The 16204-nt window shown below is 63.7% G+C and carries 16 protein-coding genes; 9 read left to right on the top strand and 7 right to left on the bottom strand.

Features of this window, described 5'->3' with window-relative positions:
- Positions 1–188: 188 nt before the first annotated feature.
- Entirely contained in the window at positions 189–2939 is a 2751-nt protein-coding gene (gene acnA / locus IFU31_RS15805) for an aconitate hydratase AcnA (protein ID WP_192103655.1), read from the bottom strand.
- A gap of 139 nt (positions 2940–3078) precedes the next feature.
- Between acnA and rlmM the strand changes: the two genes are divergently transcribed.
- The 9 genes from rlmM to IFU31_RS15760 all read left to right on the top strand — a co-directional run bounded on the left by rlmM (position 3079) and on the right by IFU31_RS15760 (position 12299).
- Positions 3079–4143 (top strand): 23S rRNA (cytidine(2498)-2'-O)-methyltransferase RlmM, encoded by a 1065-nt coding sequence (rlmM, locus tag IFU31_RS15800; RefSeq protein WP_192103653.1) that lies wholly within the window; start codon positions 3079–3081, stop codon positions 4141–4143.
- Positions 4144–4254: 111 nt separating this feature from the next.
- On the top strand, positions 4255–4500 hold the full coding sequence (gene tusA, locus IFU31_RS15795; RefSeq protein WP_122712992.1) for a sulfurtransferase TusA: 246 nt from the start codon (positions 4255–4257) through the stop codon (positions 4498–4500).
- 87 nt (positions 4501–4587) lie between these two features.
- Positions 4588–5193: a tRNA-(ms[2]io[6]A)-hydroxylase gene (gene miaE / locus IFU31_RS15790; RefSeq protein WP_192103651.1), complete on the top strand. Its 606-nt coding sequence runs from the start codon at positions 4588–4590 to the stop codon at positions 5191–5193.
- A 128-nt stretch (positions 5194–5321) separates the two neighbouring features.
- Positions 5322–5690: a MerR family transcriptional regulator gene (locus tag IFU31_RS15785; protein ID WP_122478842.1), complete on the top strand. Its 369-nt coding sequence runs from the start codon at positions 5322–5324 to the stop codon at positions 5688–5690.
- 106 nt (positions 5691–5796) lie between these two features.
- Positions 5797–6975, top strand: a complete 1179-nt coding sequence (locus tag IFU31_RS15780) for an isovaleryl-CoA dehydrogenase (RefSeq protein WP_264382838.1) — start codon at positions 5797–5799, stop codon at positions 6973–6975.
- A 53-nt stretch (positions 6976–7028) separates the two neighbouring features.
- Complete coding sequence (locus IFU31_RS15775; RefSeq protein WP_192103649.1) at positions 7029–8636, top strand: carboxyl transferase domain-containing protein; 1608 nt, start codon at positions 7029–7031, stop codon at positions 8634–8636.
- A 33-nt stretch (positions 8637–8669) separates the two neighbouring features.
- The gene (locus IFU31_RS15770) at positions 8670–9470 is read left to right on the top strand and encodes an enoyl-CoA hydratase-related protein (protein ID WP_185793721.1); all 801 of its coding nucleotides are present in this window, start codon (positions 8670–8672) and stop codon (positions 9468–9470) included.
- Complete coding sequence (locus IFU31_RS15765) at positions 9467–11401, top strand: acetyl/propionyl/methylcrotonyl-CoA carboxylase subunit alpha (RefSeq protein WP_192103646.1); 1935 nt, start codon at positions 9467–9469, stop codon at positions 11399–11401. Before IFU31_RS15770 ends, IFU31_RS15765 begins: the two co-directional genes overlap by 4 nt.
- Entirely contained in the window at positions 11391–12299 is a 909-nt protein-coding gene (locus tag IFU31_RS15760) for a hydroxymethylglutaryl-CoA lyase (protein ID WP_192103644.1), read from the top strand. Before IFU31_RS15765 ends, IFU31_RS15760 begins: the two co-directional genes overlap by 11 nt.
- 53 nt (positions 12300–12352) lie before the next feature.
- Here the strand turns inward: IFU31_RS15760 and IFU31_RS15755 are convergent, their stop codons facing one another.
- From IFU31_RS15755 to IFU31_RS15730, 6 genes are all read right to left on the bottom strand, one after another.
- Positions 12353–12697: a YggL family protein gene (locus IFU31_RS15755; RefSeq protein ID WP_192103643.1), complete on the bottom strand. Its 345-nt coding sequence runs from the start codon at positions 12695–12697 to the stop codon at positions 12353–12355.
- An 89-nt stretch (positions 12698–12786) separates the two neighbouring features.
- Positions 12787–13116: an Hpt domain-containing protein gene (locus IFU31_RS15750; protein WP_192103640.1), complete on the bottom strand. Its 330-nt coding sequence runs from the start codon at positions 13114–13116 to the stop codon at positions 12787–12789.
- An 8-nt stretch (positions 13117–13124) separates the two neighbouring features.
- Positions 13125–13751, bottom strand: coding sequence for a response regulator transcription factor (locus IFU31_RS15745; RefSeq protein ID WP_122478828.1), 627 nt, complete (start codon positions 13749–13751; stop codon positions 13125–13127).
- Positions 13752–13939: 188 nt separating this feature from the next.
- On the bottom strand, positions 13940–15271 hold the full coding sequence (locus IFU31_RS15740) for a deoxyguanosinetriphosphate triphosphohydrolase (RefSeq protein WP_122478826.1): 1332 nt from the start codon (positions 15269–15271) through the stop codon (positions 13940–13942).
- Positions 15272–15446: 175 nt separating this feature from the next.
- Positions 15447–15818, bottom strand: a complete 372-nt coding sequence (locus IFU31_RS15735; RefSeq protein WP_185793716.1) for a hypothetical protein — start codon at positions 15816–15818, stop codon at positions 15447–15449.
- Positions 15815–16204, bottom strand: a complete 390-nt coding sequence (locus tag IFU31_RS15730) for a phage holin family protein (protein ID WP_049859111.1) — start codon at positions 16202–16204, stop codon at positions 15815–15817. Before IFU31_RS15730 ends, IFU31_RS15735 begins: the two co-directional genes overlap by 4 nt.

Here is a 16204-nt window from a genome sequence, read left to right as displayed (position 1 = left end):
TGCAATCATTTGAAACCTAATGTTTCAGAAAGCGCTGCAGGCCCCGTTGTGGTTGATACCCGCCGGTCAACGGGAGCAATCCCTTCGATCCCCCGTAGGAGCGGTCCGCGGCCGCGAACCAGACACCGCGGTCCATCAGACCGCCCGCGGTGTCCTTTTCGCGGCCGCTGACCGCTCCTACAGGTGCCTTACACCACAGGGTTACCAATCAACTGGCGCAAGACGTAGTGCAGGATACCGCCGGAACGGAAATACTCTACTTCGTTGAGCGTGTCGATCCGGCACAGCAGTTCGACGGTTTCCTGCTGGCCGTTCTCACGGCGGATGCGCAGGTCCAGGCGCATGTGCGGCTGCAGCCGGGTACCACTCAAACCGACGATGTCCAGCGTCTCGCGCCCGGTCAGGGCAAGGCTCTTGCGGCTCTGGCCGTTGGTGAACTGCAGTGGCAGTACGCCCATGCCGACCAGATTGGAGCGGTGAATGCGTTCGAAACTCTCCGCCACCACGGCCTTGACGCCCAGTAGATTGGTCCCCTTGGCAGCCCAGTCGCGGCTCGAACCGGTGCCATACTCCTGGCCGGCAATGATCACCAGCGGTGTGCCGGCCTGCTGGTAGCGCATGGCCGCATCGTAGATCGGCAGCTTCTCGCCCGTAGGAATGAACAAGGTGTTGCCGCCTTCTTCACCCCCGAGCATTTCGTTGCGGATACGGATGTTGGCAAAGGTCCCGCGCATCATCACTTCGTGGTTGCCCCGGCGCGATCCATAGGAGTTGAAATCACGCGGTTCCACGCCCTTGTCGCGCAGATAACGGCCCGCCGGACTGTCAGCCTTGATGTTGCCCGCAGGGGAGATGTGGTCAGTGGTGACCGAATCCCCCAGCAAGGCCAGAATGCTTGCGCCCTGCACGTCGGCGATCACGGGTGCGGGACCGGCGATATCCTCGAAAAACGGTGGGTGCTGGATGTAGGTCGAATCGGCCTGCCAGACGTAGGTAGGCGCCTGCGACACTTCGATTGCCTGCCATTGCGGATCGCCGGCGAACACCTCGGCGTACTCCTTGTGGAACATCGCGGTGTCGACCTTGGCCACTGCGTCGGCAATCTCCTGCTGGGTGGGCCAGATGTCGCGCAGATAGACCGGCTGGCCGTCACTGCCGGTGCCCAAGGGTTCACTGCTGATGTCGGTACGCACACTGCCGGCCAGGGCGTAGGCGACTACCAGTGGTGGTGAGGCCAACCAGTTGGTCTTCACCAGCGGGTGCACCCGGCCCTCGAAGTTGCGGTTGCCCGAGAGCACCGAAGCCACGGTCAGGTCCGCGCTCTGGATGGCTTGCTCGATAGGCTCGTCCAGCGGCCCGGAGTTGCCGATGCAGGTGGTGCAGCCATAACCGACCAGGGCGAAGCCCAGCGTGTCCAGATACTGGGTCAGGCCCGCAGCCCGATAGTAGTCGGTCACCACTTTGGAGCCGGGGGCCAGGGAAGTCTTGACCCACGGCTTGGTGGTCAGGCCTTTCTCGACCGCCTTCTTTGCCACCAGGCCGGCGGCCATCATCACGCTGGGGTTGGAGGTGTTGGTGCACGAGGTGATGGCCGCAATGACCACTGCGCCGTGCTGCAGATTGTGCGTCTGGCCGCGCCAGGTATACGGCGTGCCCTCGGTCTGGTCGGCGTTGCCCACCGCCACGCCACCGCCGCCCTCGCTTTCCAGGCGGCCTTCTTCCTTGCTGGTCGGCTTGAGCTGCAGGCCGATGAAATCGTCGAACGCCGCGCTGACCTTGGGCAATGCCACGCGATCCTGCGGGCGCTTCGGCCCGGCCAGGCTGGCCTCGACCTCACCCATGTCCAGCCCCAGGGTATCGCTGAATACAGGCTCCTGGCCGGGCAGGCGCCACATGCCCTGCGCCTTGCAATAGGCTTCGACCAATTGCACGGTGGCTTCCGGGCGTCCGGACAGGCGCAGGTAACCCAGGGTCACGTCATCCACCGGGAAGAAACCGCAGGTGGCACCGTACTCCGGCGCCATGTTGGCAATGGTCGCGCGGTCGGCCAGGGGCAGATCGGCCAGGCCATCACCGTAGAATTCGACGAACTTGCCCACGACGCCTTTCTTGCGCAGCATCTGCGTCACGGTCAGCACCAGGTCGGTGGCCGTGATGCCTTCCTTGAGCTTGCCGGTAAGCTTGAAGCCGATCACCTCGGGAATCAGCATCGACACCGGTTGGCCGAGCATGGCGGCTTCCGCTTCGATACCGCCGACGCCCCAGCCCAGTACCCCCAGGCCGTTGATCATGGTGGTGTGGGAGTCGGTACCCACCAGGGTGTCGGGAAAGGCGTAGGTGCGGCCGTCTTCTTCCTTGGTCCAGACGGTGCGGCCAAGGTATTCGAGGTTGACCTGGTGGCAGATACCGGTGCCCGGCGGGACCACGCTGAAGTTGTCGAACGCGCTCTGACCCCAGCGCAGGAACGCATAGCGCTCGCCATTGCGCTCCATCTCGATGTCGACGTTTTCCTCGAATGCCTGCCCGGTGGCATAACGGTCGACCATTACCGAATGGTCGATCACCAGGTCCACCGGCGACAACGGATTGATTCGCTGCGGGTCACCGCCGGCCTTGGCCACGGCCGCGCGCATGGCGGCGAGGTCGACCACCGCCGGTACCCCGGTGAAATCCTGCATCAGCACCCGTGCCGGGCGGTATTGAATCTCGCGATCGGAACGGCGCTCGTGCAGCCAATCGGCCAGGGCCTGCAGATCGGCACCGGTCACGGTCTTGCCGTCTTCCCAGCGCAGCAGGTTTTCCAGCAGGACCTTGAGCGACATCGGCAGTTTCTGCAGGTCACCCAGGCTGTTGGCGGCATCGGGCAAGCTGAAGTAGTGATAGGACGTGCCCGCGACGTCGAGCGTCTTCAGGCTTTTCAGGCTATCGAGGGAGGACATGGATCAGCTCCTTTTCAGGCCCGCACGGCACGGGCTGGATAAACAGGTTCTTTCAGTCAGGGACTTCCAGTGCATGCCCAGGGTTCCGATTTCCTTTATCATGCGCCGATTTGAGCACCCCGGCGGTGAAAGTCCCTTTATGAATACGCTGTTTATGCATTGCCGCCCCGGCTTCGAAGGCGAGGTCTGCTCGGAGATCGCCGAACACGCCGCACGGCTGGGGGTTGCTGGGTATGCCAAGGCGAAGCCGCTGACCGCCTGCGCCGAATTCATCTGCCACGAACCGGCCGGTCCGGCGCGGTTGATGCGCGAGTTGCGTTTTAGTGACTTGATATTTCCACGGCAGTGGGCCAGGGGCGATTTCGTGCAGTTGCCCGAAACCGACCGCATCAGCGTGCTGCTCGACCACCTGGCGGCCTATCCAGTGTGTGGCAGCCTGTGGCTGGAAGTGCTCGACACCAACGATGGCAAGGAGCTGTCGAATTTCTGCAAGAAGTTCGAAGCACCGCTGCGCAAGGCCCTGCTGGGTGCTGGCAGGCTGGTGGACGATCCTGCCTTGCCGCGCTTGCTGCTGACGTTCAAGAGTGGTCGCGAAGTCTTCCTGGGCATGGCCGACGCGGGTAATTTCGCCATGTGGCCCATGGGCATCCCGCGGCTCAAGTTCCCCCGCGAGGCGCCCAGCCGTTCGACCCTGAAACTCGAAGAGGCATGGCATCACTTCATTCCCCGCGAGCAATGGGACGAACGCCTGCACGGCGACATGACCGGTGTCGACCTGGGCGCCGCACCCGGTGGCTGGACCTACCAGCTGGTACGCCGCGGCATGCTGGTTACCGCTATCGACAACGGGCCGATGGCGCAGAGCCTGATGGACACCGGATTGGTTACCCATCTGATGGCCGACGGGTTCACCTATCGGCCCAAGCAGACGGTGGACTGGATGGTCTGCGACATCGTCGAGAAGCCGGCGCGCAACGCCGCCTTGCTGGAAACCTGGCTGGGCGAGAACCTCTGCCGCGAAGCAGTGGTCAATCTGAAGCTGCCGATGAAGCAGCGCTATGCCGAAGTCCAGCGCTTGCTCGAGCGCATCGAAGAAGGTTTCAAGGCGCGCGGCATCAAGGTGCAGATCGGCTGCAAGCAGCTGTACCATGACCGCGAGGAAGTCACCTGCCACCTGCGTCGACTCGACGGCGGCCGGCGCTGATCGATCCGAGCGCTGCGGCCTGAGGTCGCACGCTGCGCTCGGACCGCGCGCTGGCGCTACACTATTGGTTTCGAACGTGCGCCTGAATGCCCGCTTGACCTGGAGCTTTTCATGACTCAAACCTTGCCTGCCGACCGTACTCTGGATGCCACCGGCCTGAGCTGTCCGGAACCGGTGATGATGCTGCACCAGCATGTGCGCGACCTGCCTGCAGGCGGCCTGCTGAAAGTCATTGCCACCGACCCCTCGACCCGTCGCGACATCCCCAAGTTCTGCGTATTCCTGGGCCATGAGCTGGTTCAGCAGGACGAGGAGGGCGGTACCTACCGCTACTGGATCCGCAAGAAAAGCGACTGATCGCCTCGCAGCGGCGGTCGCGCGGCGCACATACCCAGTTGCTGGCGAGCTGGGTATAATCGCCCCCTTTTTTCCAGGTGCCTGGCCATGCTGTCTGAAATTCATGCCTTTCTCGGCTGCCCCACGCCCAATGCCTGGGTCCAGGCCGCGCTGGCCGACCAGCAGACCTTGCTGATCGACCACAAGAACTGCGAATTCAAGGCAGCTTCCACGGCCCTGAGCCTGATCGCCAAGTACTGCACCCATGCCGACCTGATCAACATGATGTCGCGCCTGGCGCGCGAGGAGCTGGTGCACCACGAGCAGGTCCTGCGCCTGATGAAGCGCCGCGGAGTCGAGTTGCAACCCCTGTCGGCGAGCCGCTATGCCTCGTCGCTGCGCAAGCAGGTGCGCAACCACGAGCCCGTCAAGCTGGTCGACACCCTGGTGGTTGGCGCTTTCATCGAAGCGCGCAGCTGCGAGCGTTTCGCGGCTCTGGTGCCGCATCTGGACGAAGAGCTGGGCACCTTCTACAACGGCCTGCTCATGAGCGAAGCGCGGCATTACCAGGGCTACCTGAAACTGGCCCATCAATACGGCGATGCCGCCGATATCGCCCAGACCGTCGACAGGGTCCGCGTGGCCGAAGCCGAACTGATCGAAACGCCCGACCCCGAATTTCGCTTCCACAGCGGTGTGCCGGCTTTCGCCTGACCGCTGCCGATGACGCGCTCCCAGGATCGCGTCGAGAGACTTCCCGCCCCTCGATAGCACAGCGGCGTGTATTGACAGGCCTCTCGCTGACGTTTACGTTAACGTAAAGCACCAGAAAGTCGATCGACGTGAGCGCGACCTACAGCATTTCCGACATAGCCCAGTTGTTGGACGTAACGCCCAGGACCCTGCGTTTCTATGAAGAGCAGGGCATGGTCACGCCGACGCGCCGTGGCCAGGAGCGGATCTATGCGCCGCGCGACCTAGTGGCGATGAAACTGATCCTGCGCGGCAAGCGCATCGGTTTCTCCCTGGCCGAATGCAAAGAACTCATCGACATGTACGACCCTTCGGGTAACCGCAAGCAGCTCGACCGTTTTCTGGAGAAGATCACCGAGCGCCGGGCGCAGTTGCAGCAGCAGATGCTGGACATCGAACAGATGCAGGTGGAGCTCGACACCGCTGAAGAACGCTGCCGCGCCGCGCTGCAGACTTGACCGGAGCGCGCCTGCGGTGCGCAGTGCCCCCTGTAACGTTTCCTGCAAGATGATTGTGCTCAACAGCTTTCTCCCCAAAAAAAACAACAAGTGGGTGGCGAACATGATTTCAGTACCGGGACTGGATTTCTTCCTTGGCGAAGACATCGACATGCTGCGCGATTCCGTGGCCGCCTTCGTGGCGCGCGAGATCACCCCGCGTGCCGCCGAGGCCGATCGCAGCGACCAGTTTCCTGCCGACCTGTGGCGCAAGTTCGGCGACATGGGCCTGCTGGGCCTGACCGTGGCCGAAGAGTGGGGCGGGACGGGCATGGGCTACCTGGCGCACATGGTCGCCATGGAGGAAATCTCCCGCGGCTCCGGAGCCATCGGTTTGTCCTACGCCGCCCATTCCAACCTTTGCGTCAACCAGATCAACCGCAACGGCACTGCCGAACAGAAGGCCCGCTACCTGCCGAAGCTGATCAGCGGCGAACACATCGGTGCACTCGCCATGAGCGAGCCCAACGCTGGTTCCGACGTGGTTTCCATGCGCTTGCGCGCCGACCTCAAGGGCGACCGCTACGTGCTCAACGGCACCAAGATGTGGATCACCAACGGCCCGGACTGCGACGTGCTGGTGGTCTACGCCAAGACCGACATGGCGGCCGGCGCCAAGGGCATCACTGCGTTCATCCTGGAGAAAGGCGCGCCTGGCTTCAGCGTCGCGCAGAAACTCGACAAGCTGGGCATGCGCGGCTCGCACACCGGCGAGCTGGTGTTCCAGGACGTCGAAGTGCCGCTGCAGAACGTGCTGGGCCAGACGGGGCAGGGCGTCGGTGTGCTGATGAGTGGCCTGGACTACGAGCGCGCCGTGCTCAGCGGTGGCCCGCTGGGATTGATGCAGGCGGCCATGGACCTGGTGTTGCCGTACGTCCACGATCGCCAGCAGTTCGGCCAGAGCATCGGCGAGTTCCAGCTCATCCAGGGCAAGCTGGCCGACATGTACACCACCCAGCAGGCATGCCGGGCGTACCTCTACGCCGTGGGCCGGCACCTCGATGCACTGGGCCAGGCACCCGTGCGCCAGGTGCGCAAGGACTGTGCCGGGGTCATTCTGTATGCCGCCGAAAAAGCCACCTGGCTGGCCGGTGAAGCCATCCAGATCCTCGGCGGCAATGGCTACATCAACGAATTTCCCGCCGGGCGGCTATGGCGTGACGCCAAGCTGTACGAGATCGGCGCAGGCACCAGCGAGATCCGTCGCATGCTGATCGGCCGCGAGCTGTTCGAGCAGACCCGCTGAGCCCGCAACCGCTGACGCGTCCCTCTGGTGCCGTATTCGCACAGGAAATGCCCATGGCCATTCTGCACACCCAGATCAACACCCGTTCCGCCGACTTCGCCGCCAATCGTGAAGCCATGCTGCGGCAGCTCGAAACGCTGCAGCAGTGCGCGGCGCAGATTCACCAGGGCGGTGGTGAAGCGGCGCAGGCGCGGCATGTCGCGCGCGGCAAGCTGCTGCCGCGGCAGCGTATCGACGTGCTGCTCGACCCAGGCTCGGCCTTCCTCGAAGTGGGCCTGCTGGCCGCCCATGAGGTGTATCCCGAACAGGTCGCCGCTGCCGGTTTGATCACCGGTATCGGACGGGTGTCCGGCGTCGAGTGCATGATCATCGCCAACGATGCCACGGTCAAAGGCGGCAGCTATTACCCGCTGACCGTGAAGAAGCATTTGCGCGCCCAGGAAATCGCCCAGCATAACCGCCTGCCCTGTTTGTACCTGGTCGACTCCGGGGGCGCCAACCTGCCGCGTCAGGACGAAGTGTTTCCAGACCGCGAGCACTTCGGGCGGATCTTCTTCAACCAGGCCAACATGAGCGCCCAGGGCATCGCCCAGATCGCCGTGGTGCTGGGCTCGTGCACGGCCGGGGGCGCCTATGTGCCGGCCATGAGTGACGAGACCATCATGGTTCGCGATCAGGCGACCATCTTTCTGGCCGGCCCGCCGCTGGTCAAGGCCGCCACCGGCGAGGTGGTCAGCGCGCAGGCCCTCGGCGGTGCCGACCTGCATTGCCGGCAGTCGGGGGTGGCGGATCACTACGCCGAAAACGACCAGCACGCACTGGCCATCGCCCGGCGCTGCGTCGCCCATCTGAACGGACGCAAGCAGGGCTGGCTGGCCTGTATCGAACCGCGGCCGCCACGCCATGCCGCAGACGAGATCTACGGTCTGGTCCCCACTGATCCCAAGCAGCCACTGCCGATCCACGAAATCATCGCGCGCATCGTCGACGACTCGGCCTTCGACGAGTTCAAGGCGCTGTTCGGCCCGACCCTGATCTGTGGATTCGCCCATATCCATGGCTACCCGGTGGCCCTCCTGGCAAACAACGGCGTGCTGTTCGCCGAAGCCGCGCAGAAGGGCGCGCACTTCATCGAGTTGGCGTGCCAGAGTGGAATACCCCTGGTGTTCCTGCAGAACATCACCGGCTTCATGGTCGGCCAGAAATACGAGGCCGGCGGTATCGCCAAGCACGGCGCCAAGCTGGTCACGGCGGTGGCCTGCGCCAAGGTGCCCAAGTTCACCGTGATCATTGGTGCCAGCTACGGCGCGGGCAATTACGGGATGTGCGGGCGCGCCTACGATCCGCGCTTCCTGTGGATGTGGCCGAACGCCAAGATCGGCGTGATGGGCGCCCAGCAGGCGGCCGGCGTGCTGGTCCAGGTCAAGCAGGAGCAGGCCCAGCGCCAGGGTCAGGCGTTCAGCGACGAACAGGCCCGGCAACTGGCCGAACCCATGGTGGCGCAGTACGAACAACAGGCCCACGCGTTCTATTCCTCGGCACGTCTGTGGGACGACGGCGTGATCGATCCTGCGCAAACCCGAACCGTACTGGCGCTGGGTTTATCGGCGGCGTTGAACGCGCCGCTGGTCGAAACCCGCTTCGGCGTCTTCCGCATGTAGCCCATGCATTTATCAGGAATCGGGGATCAGGGTATGCACGAATTTTCCACGATACAGCTGCACATCAGCGCCGAACACGTGGCCAGCGTCTGGCTCGATCGACCGGACAAGAACAACGCATTCAATGCGCTCATGCTGGAGGAGCTGCGCCAGGCTTTCGACCACATCAGCCAGCGGCCAGGGTTGCGCTTCATGTTCCTGCGTGGCCATGGGCAACACTTCAGCGCCGGTGCCGATCTGGCCTGGATGCAAGCCAGTGCCCGGCTGAGCTACGCGGAAAACCTCGCCGAGGCCACGCGTCTGAGCGAGCTGATGGAGCAGCTGCAGCGGCTGCCGCTGCCCACCGTCGCGGTGGTGCAGGGCGCCGCGTTCGCCGGGGCCATGGGCCTGGTCAGTTGCTGTGACATGGCCATTGGCGCCGACGACGCGCTGTTCAGTCTCAGTGAAGTGCGCCTGGGCCTGGCGCCGGCGGTGATCAGTCCCTACGTGGTCCAGGCCATCGGCTCGCGCGCCGCGCGCCGCTATGCGCTCAGCGCCGAGCGTTTCGATGCCGTGCGGGCCCGCGAACTGGGACTGCTCGACGAAGTGTATCCGCGCGCCGAGCTGGAACGGGCGGTACAGGCGTGGCAACGGCGTCTGCTGGGTAACGGTCCCGAAGCGATGCGCGCCTGCAAGGCGCTGCTGCTGGCTATCGGCGATGGCCAGGTCACGGCGCCACGCCAGGCCCAGGCGCAGGCCCTGATCGCCCGGCTGCGCACTGGCGCCGAGGGCCAGGAAGGCATGCAGGCCTTCTTCGATAAACGCGCGCCCGCCTGGGCAGAGGTAACCCCATGAAGCCACTCCCGCAGACCGTGGCAACGCTGCTGATCGCCAACCGTGGCGAGATCGCCTGCCGCATCATCCGCACCGCCAGGGCCATGGGCATCCGCAGCGTGGCCATCTACAGCGACGCCGACGCCGATGCCCGCCATGTGCACGAGGCCGATCTGGCCATCCCCCTGGGTGGCAGCAAACCCGCCGACAGCTACCTGCAGATCGACAAGGTGGTTGCCGCTGCCTTGGCCTGTGGCGCCGACGCGGTCCATCCCGGCTACGGCTTTCTTTCGGAAAACGCCGCCTTCGCCCGGCGCCTGGCGCTTGAGGGCATCCTGTTCATCGGCCCGCCCGCCGAGGCCATCGAAGCCATGGGCAGCAAGTCGGCGGCCAAGGCCCTGATGGAGCGCGCCGGAGTGCCGCTGGTGCCGGGATACCACGGCCAGGCCCAGGACCTGTCGACCTTCGCCGATGCGGCGCAGCGCATCGGCTACCCGGTGTTGCTCAAGGCTGCTGCCGGAGGTGGCGGCAAGGGCATGAAGGTGGCCGAGTGCGCCGCCGAACTGGCACCTGCCCTGGACTCGGCGCGGCGAGAGGCCGTGGCAGCCTTCGGCGACGGTCATATGCTGGTCGAGAAATACCTGGTGGCACCCCGGCACGTGGAGATCCAGGTCTTTGCCGACGCACAGGGGCATTGCCTCTATCTGCACGAGCGGGATTGCTCCATCCAGCGACGGCATCAGAAAGTACTGGAGGAAGCACCGGCACCGGGGCTCGATGCCTCCCTGCGCCAGGCCATGGGCGAAGCCGCGGTGCGCGCAGCCCAGGCGATTGGCTATGTGGGCGCAGGCACGGTGGAGTTCCTGCTGGATGGGGAAGGGCGTTTCTACTTCATGGAGATGAATACCCGCCTGCAGGTCGAGCATCCGGTGACCGAAGCGATCACCGGGCTGGATCTGGTGGCCTGGCAGATTCGCGTCGCGCGTGGTGAAGCCCTGCCGCTGACCCAGGCGCAGGTTCCCCTGTTCGGGCACGCCATCGAGGTGCGCCTGTATGCCGAAGATCCAGCAGGCGGGTTCCTGCCTGCCAGTGGGCAATTGGCACTGTATCGGGAACCGGCAGCCGGACCCGGTCGGCGAGTGGACAGCGCGGTGCGCGAAGGCGACGTGATTTCGCCATTCTATGATCCGATGATCGCCAAGCTCATTGCCTGGGGTGAAAATCGCGAAGAGGCCCGGCTGCGCCTGCTGGCGATGCTCGCCGAAACGGCGGTCGGCGGGATCAAGAGCAACCTGGCCCTGCTGCAGCGCATCCTTGCCACGCCTGCGTTCGCCGCGTCCCGAATCGACACCGGCTTCATCGAACGCCACGCCGACGCGCTGTTGCCTGCGCCACCGGCGCTGACCGAAGCGTTCTGGCACAGCGCCGCGCGTGCCTTCCTGCGTTCGGCCCCGCTTGTTGCCTGTGAACAAGACCCGCATTCACCCTGGAGCGCTGCCACCGGTTGGCGTCAACTCATGCCTGCGCAAGCCACGCTCGACCTGCGCTGTGGCGCCCAGAGCCGATTGTGCACGGTGGCTTTGAGCAACGCTTGCGCCGGCCCGGATGAAGCACGGCTGATCGGCCGCCGCGGCGACGTCGTCTACCTCCAGTGGCAAGGCGACCCCTACGAAGTCGCGCTGGTTGACTCCCTGGCGGCGGGCACCGGTGCTCATGCGTCCGACGACTCGCTCGCTGCGCCCATGAACGGCAGCATCGTCCGTCTGTTGGTCAGTCCGGGCCAGCAGGTGGCGTTGGGCGATGGCTTGGTGGTGCTGGAGGCCATGAAGATGGAGCACACCGTGCGTGCCAACCGCGCAGGCGTGGTTCAGGCGCTGTGCTGCGAAGAGGGCGAGATGGTCAGCGAAGGCAGGGTGTTGATCGAGTTGCAGGAGGCCGAACATGCTGCCTGAACGGGTGCGGATCGTCGAGGTCGGGCCCCGTGACGGGTTGCAGAACGAGCAGGGCCGTGTGCGCGTCGAAGACAAGGTAGCGCTGGTCGACGCGCTGGTCGCGGCGGGCTTGCAGCATGTCGAGGTCGGCAGTTTCGTGTCGCCGCGCTGGGTGCCGCAGATGGCCGACAGCGCGGCGGTCTTTTCCGCCATCCAGCGTTCGCCGGGGGTGACCTACGCGGCACTGACGCCGAACCTGCAAGGCTTCGAGGCCGCCATTCAAGCTGGTGCATCGGAGGTGGCGGTGTTTGCCGCGGCGTCTGAATCCTTCTCCCAGCGCAACATCAACTGCTCCATCGCACAGAGCCTGCAGCGCTTCGAACCGGTTCTGGCGGCCGCCGCCCAGCGCGGTATCAAGGTGCGTGGCTACGTGTCATGCGTGCTGGGGTGTCCGTACGAAGGCCAGATCGCTGCGGTGCAGGTGCGCGACGTGGCCAGCGCCATGCTGCAGATGGGCTGCTACGAGATTTCCCTGGGCGACACCCTCGGCGTCGGTACGCCTGGGGCTGCGCGACACCTGATTGAGGTGGTTGCACAGCGCGTGCCCCTAACGCATCTGGCCGGACACTTTCACGATACGTATGGCCAGGCCGTGGCGAACATCTACGCCTGCCTGCTGGAAGGCCTGCAGGTGTTCGACAGCTCGGTGGCGGGGCTGGGCGGTTGCCCCTACGCGCCGGGCGCCAGCGGCAACGTCGCGACCGAGGACGTCCTCTACCTGCTGCACGGGCTGGGCATCGCTACCGGCGTGGATCTGGCGCAGGTCGTGCAGGCAGGGCAGTCGATCATGCTTGCACTGGGCAGGCAGAGCGCATCGCGCGTAGCGCGGGCCCACGCCGCCGCAGCGGTACCCCGTTAGCGAATCGCGCCCACAAAAAAGGCCATCCGAAGATGGCCTTTTTCAGTGGTACATCAAGCTGCCGAGTTGATCGGCGTCTCTGGGTGCCAGGCGTCCAGCAACGGGCTGACTTCGACGCGGGTCAGTTCGCTGCGACCCTTGAGCCAGGCTTCGACGATAGCGCGGTGCTCTTCGGTGACGGAACCACGCTTGGCCAGGCAAACCAGACCGAAGTCGTCGCCGCCAACATAGTCGAGGCCGTTGGCGTCCATTGCTTCGGTCAGGAACGCATCGAGGAATGCGTCGATCTGCTCGTCAGCCAAATCCTCCTTGAAGTCCAGGTTCAATTCGAAACCCAATTCCTGGAATTCGTCGACGCACAGTTTTTTGCGCAGACGACGGGAGCGGTTAGTGGCCATGAAACAATCCTCTTAGGTAATATCGCGGCGCAGTCTACCAGTTAAGCCAGGCGCCTGCCTGATTCAGTGACAAATGACTTGCCCTGCACCTACTCGCCCAGCCCGGCCAGTGCCAGGCGCAACTGCGTCTGCAATTCCAGCAACGCCAGGTGCAAGGCCTCACGTCCCGGACGCAGATCGTCCCATGGGTGGCTTGCTTCCAGCGCCAGGCACGCTTCATAGACCGCGTGCGCCTGGACGATGCGAGCGGCGCCATTGATCTTGTGAGCAATCTCCACCACGCCCTGGTGGTCGTCGTCGGCAATGGCAAGCAGTCGCTGGCTATCCTCCGTGCAACTGCGCAGTACTTCCTCGAGCAGTCGCCGCGTGAGCACGCTGTTGCCGCCGGTCAAGACGTTGAGTGGGTCGATGATGTTCATGTGTGCAATCACACCAGCGCGTTGCGCTTGGCCATTTCGATAAGTTCAACCAATGAGTTCGCCTGAAGTTTCTGCATCAGGCGTTTCTTGTAGGTACTGACTGTCTTGTTGCTGAGAAACATGCCTGTGGCAATTTCCTTGTTGCTGCGGCCCTGCGCAAACAACTGCAAGACCATCAACTCGCGGTCGTTGATGGTCTTGAACAGTTCGAGTTCCTGAAGTTGGCCTTCATCTTCTCGTGACGGAATCAACGCTTGGCTGGGAAAGTAGTTGTAACCAGAGAACACTGCGCGGACGGCACTGATCAACTCGCTCAGGGCCTCCTGCTTGCAGACGAAACCGGCGGCGCCCGACTGCATGCAGCGTATGGCGAACAGGGCCGGGGCCTGAGCGGTCAGTACCAGGATCTTGTAGGGGACGTTCATGCCATGGAAGCGGGTCAGTACTTCGAGCCCGTCGAGCTTGGGAATGCTGATATCGAGAATCAGCAAGTCAGGCTGGCACTCGCGCACCATCTGCATTGCATCCACCCCGTTGTCGCTTTCGCCTACGACGCAGTAGCCTTCGTTTTCCAGAAGCATTCTGACGGCGAGCCGAATGACAGGGTGATCATCGATGATGAATACATTACGCATGCAGCCTCTCCTGAACGATCCAGTAAAAGCGCGCACCTTAGCCCAGTTGCTTCGAAGGGCATACGAATAGACTCGGGAAAGAGTGATTCTAGGAAACTTCCTACAGATATAAACGTAACGGAATACAAAGATAGTTTGATTCCAAAGAGTCAACTATCGTTTGTATTCGTTTATTTCCACGCTACAGACTAGAACGAGTTCGAGCGCCCGGTCATTTCGCCAGCCATCTCTGCGGCATAACTGTCGGTCATGCCTGCGATGAAATCGATCATGCGCAGGAACGACTTGTGCAGCGGCCAGTCCGGCTGCGGCGCGTTGTGCCCCAGCAGATCGAGAATGCGCTGGTGCTTGAACGACAAACGGCCTGTGGTGTGCTGCTCCAGCGCCGCCCCGCAGAACGCATTGAGCAGCACTTCGAGGGTGGTGTAGGCGCCGATCTCGTGCAGGGTCTTGCGCTTGTCCTGGAAAATCTTCTTGCGCGCCATGTCCTTGGCGTCGAGCACGCAGCGCTTGGCCGGACCGTGCATGTGCTCGACCAGATCGCCGCTCAGCTGGCCCGCCAGCAGCGCCTGCTGCTGTTCGACGAACGCGCGCGCGGCAGCATTGGTCAGGTGCTCGATGGCCTTGCCGCGCAAGATCGCCAGCTTGCGCCGCCGCGAGTCCAGTGGGCCGAGCTGGCGATAGGTGTCCGGGATGTCATCGCCTACCAGGTCGAGCAACAGTGCCTCGACTTCGGCGTAGTCGAGCAGCTCCATTTCCAGGCCGTCTTCCAGGTCGATCAGGCCATAGCAGATGTCGTCTGCGGCCTCCATCAGGTACACCAGCGGATGCCGGGCCCAGCGCTGCTCTTCGAGCAATGGCAGACCCAGCTTGCCGGCGATCTGTTCGAGCAGCGGCAGTTCGCTCTGGTAGCAACCGAACTTGTGCTTCTTGTAGCCCAATGCATCGGCGTGGCGCGCCGTCCAGGGGTACTTGAGGTAGGTGCCCAGAGTTGCGTAGGTCAGCCGGGTACCCCCGTCGAACTGGTGATACTCGAGCTGGGTGAGCACCCTGAAGCCTTGGGCATTGCCTTCGAAATTGAGGAAGTCGTCCCGCTCCACTTCGCTCATTGCGTCGAGCCAGCCACGCCCGGCTGCCTGGCGGAACCAGTGGCGAATGGCGTCTTCACCGGAATGCCCGAAGGGCGGATTGCCGATGTCGTGCGCCAGGCAGGCCGACTGCACGACCATGCCCAGGTCGCTGGGCTCGCACCATTGCGGCAGCTGGTCGCGCAGGGTTTCGCCCACGCGCATGCCCAGGGAGCGGCCCACGCAACTGACTTCCAGCGAATGGGTCAGGCGCGTATGGATGTGGTCGTTGCTCGACACCGGGTGGACCTGGGTCTTGCGCCCCAGCCGGCGGAAGGCGCCGGAAAAGATGATGCGGTCGTGATCCTTGTGGAACGGGCTGCGGCCCAGTTCTTCCGGGCTGTGCAGGGGCTTGCCCAAGCGTTCGCGTGTAAGCAGTGTGTGCCAATCCAAGGCGATTCCTCCGGGACCCGATCGAGCCTGCAGTGTCGGCCTGCGAGGGCTGGCTGGCAAGGCTGGCATCGGGCCTTGAACATATTGAGCAGGTAGGTGCAGCCAGGAATGTCAGGCAAAAAAAAGCAACCCGGATACGTTTACGACCGCACCCGGATTGCTCTTTCAGTCAAGCCTAGCGTCTGCGCGAAGAGCCCTGCATGGCCAGCTTGATCACCGGCAACAGCAACGTGCCGACCTTGGCCAGCCGCGAAAGACGGCCCGGACCACGCACCGGCGCGACGACCGGCGCACGAGCGCTGTTACCAGCCCCGCGTCCGGTCAGGAAACCCATCAGGGTGACGCCTGCGATGCCCCACAGCGAGGCATGCTTGATACCCATGCCGGTCTGCACCGATTGACCCAATCCGCGCAGGCGGTTGAGCGGATTGACCAGTTGCCGCGACTCGTGCCGCAACTCCTGGCGATGCATTTCCATGCGCAGGCGAATCAACGACTTGCGCATGTCGCGCCGTGACTGGGCGCTGGTAGGTTCGTTTCGGCTCATGGCAGCAGGCGCTCCCGGTCATTGGCCAGTTCTTCCAGTGTCCCACTGAATGGCGAGGATTCATCGAACACAGCCGCCTTGAGGCGGAATGCGCAGAAAATACCTGCCAGTACGTAGAACACCGCCAGGCCGACCATGCCGGCCATGCGGTAGTTGTCCCACAGCAGAATCAGAATGAGCCCGGACAACGCCACCAGTGCCAGCAAGGCGAAGACCAGGGCCAGGCCTGCGAACAGCAACAGGCTGACGGTTCGAGATTTCTGCTCCTGCAACTCGATGCCGAACAGTTCGACATGACTGCGAAGCAGGCCGAGCATGGCAGCACCCAGGCGCCGAGAGGTGGAGCCGGTGCTGTTATCTGTGGTATCCGAGTCGAGGAGGGACAT

This window comes from Pseudomonas sp. CFBP 13602 (assembly GCF_014842725.1).
Taxonomy (GTDB): Bacteria; Pseudomonadota; Gammaproteobacteria; order Pseudomonadales; family Pseudomonadaceae; genus Aquipseudomonas; species Aquipseudomonas baltica.
Note: the sequence above shows the minus strand (reverse complement) of the source record. Positions and strands in the feature narration are given on the sequence as shown.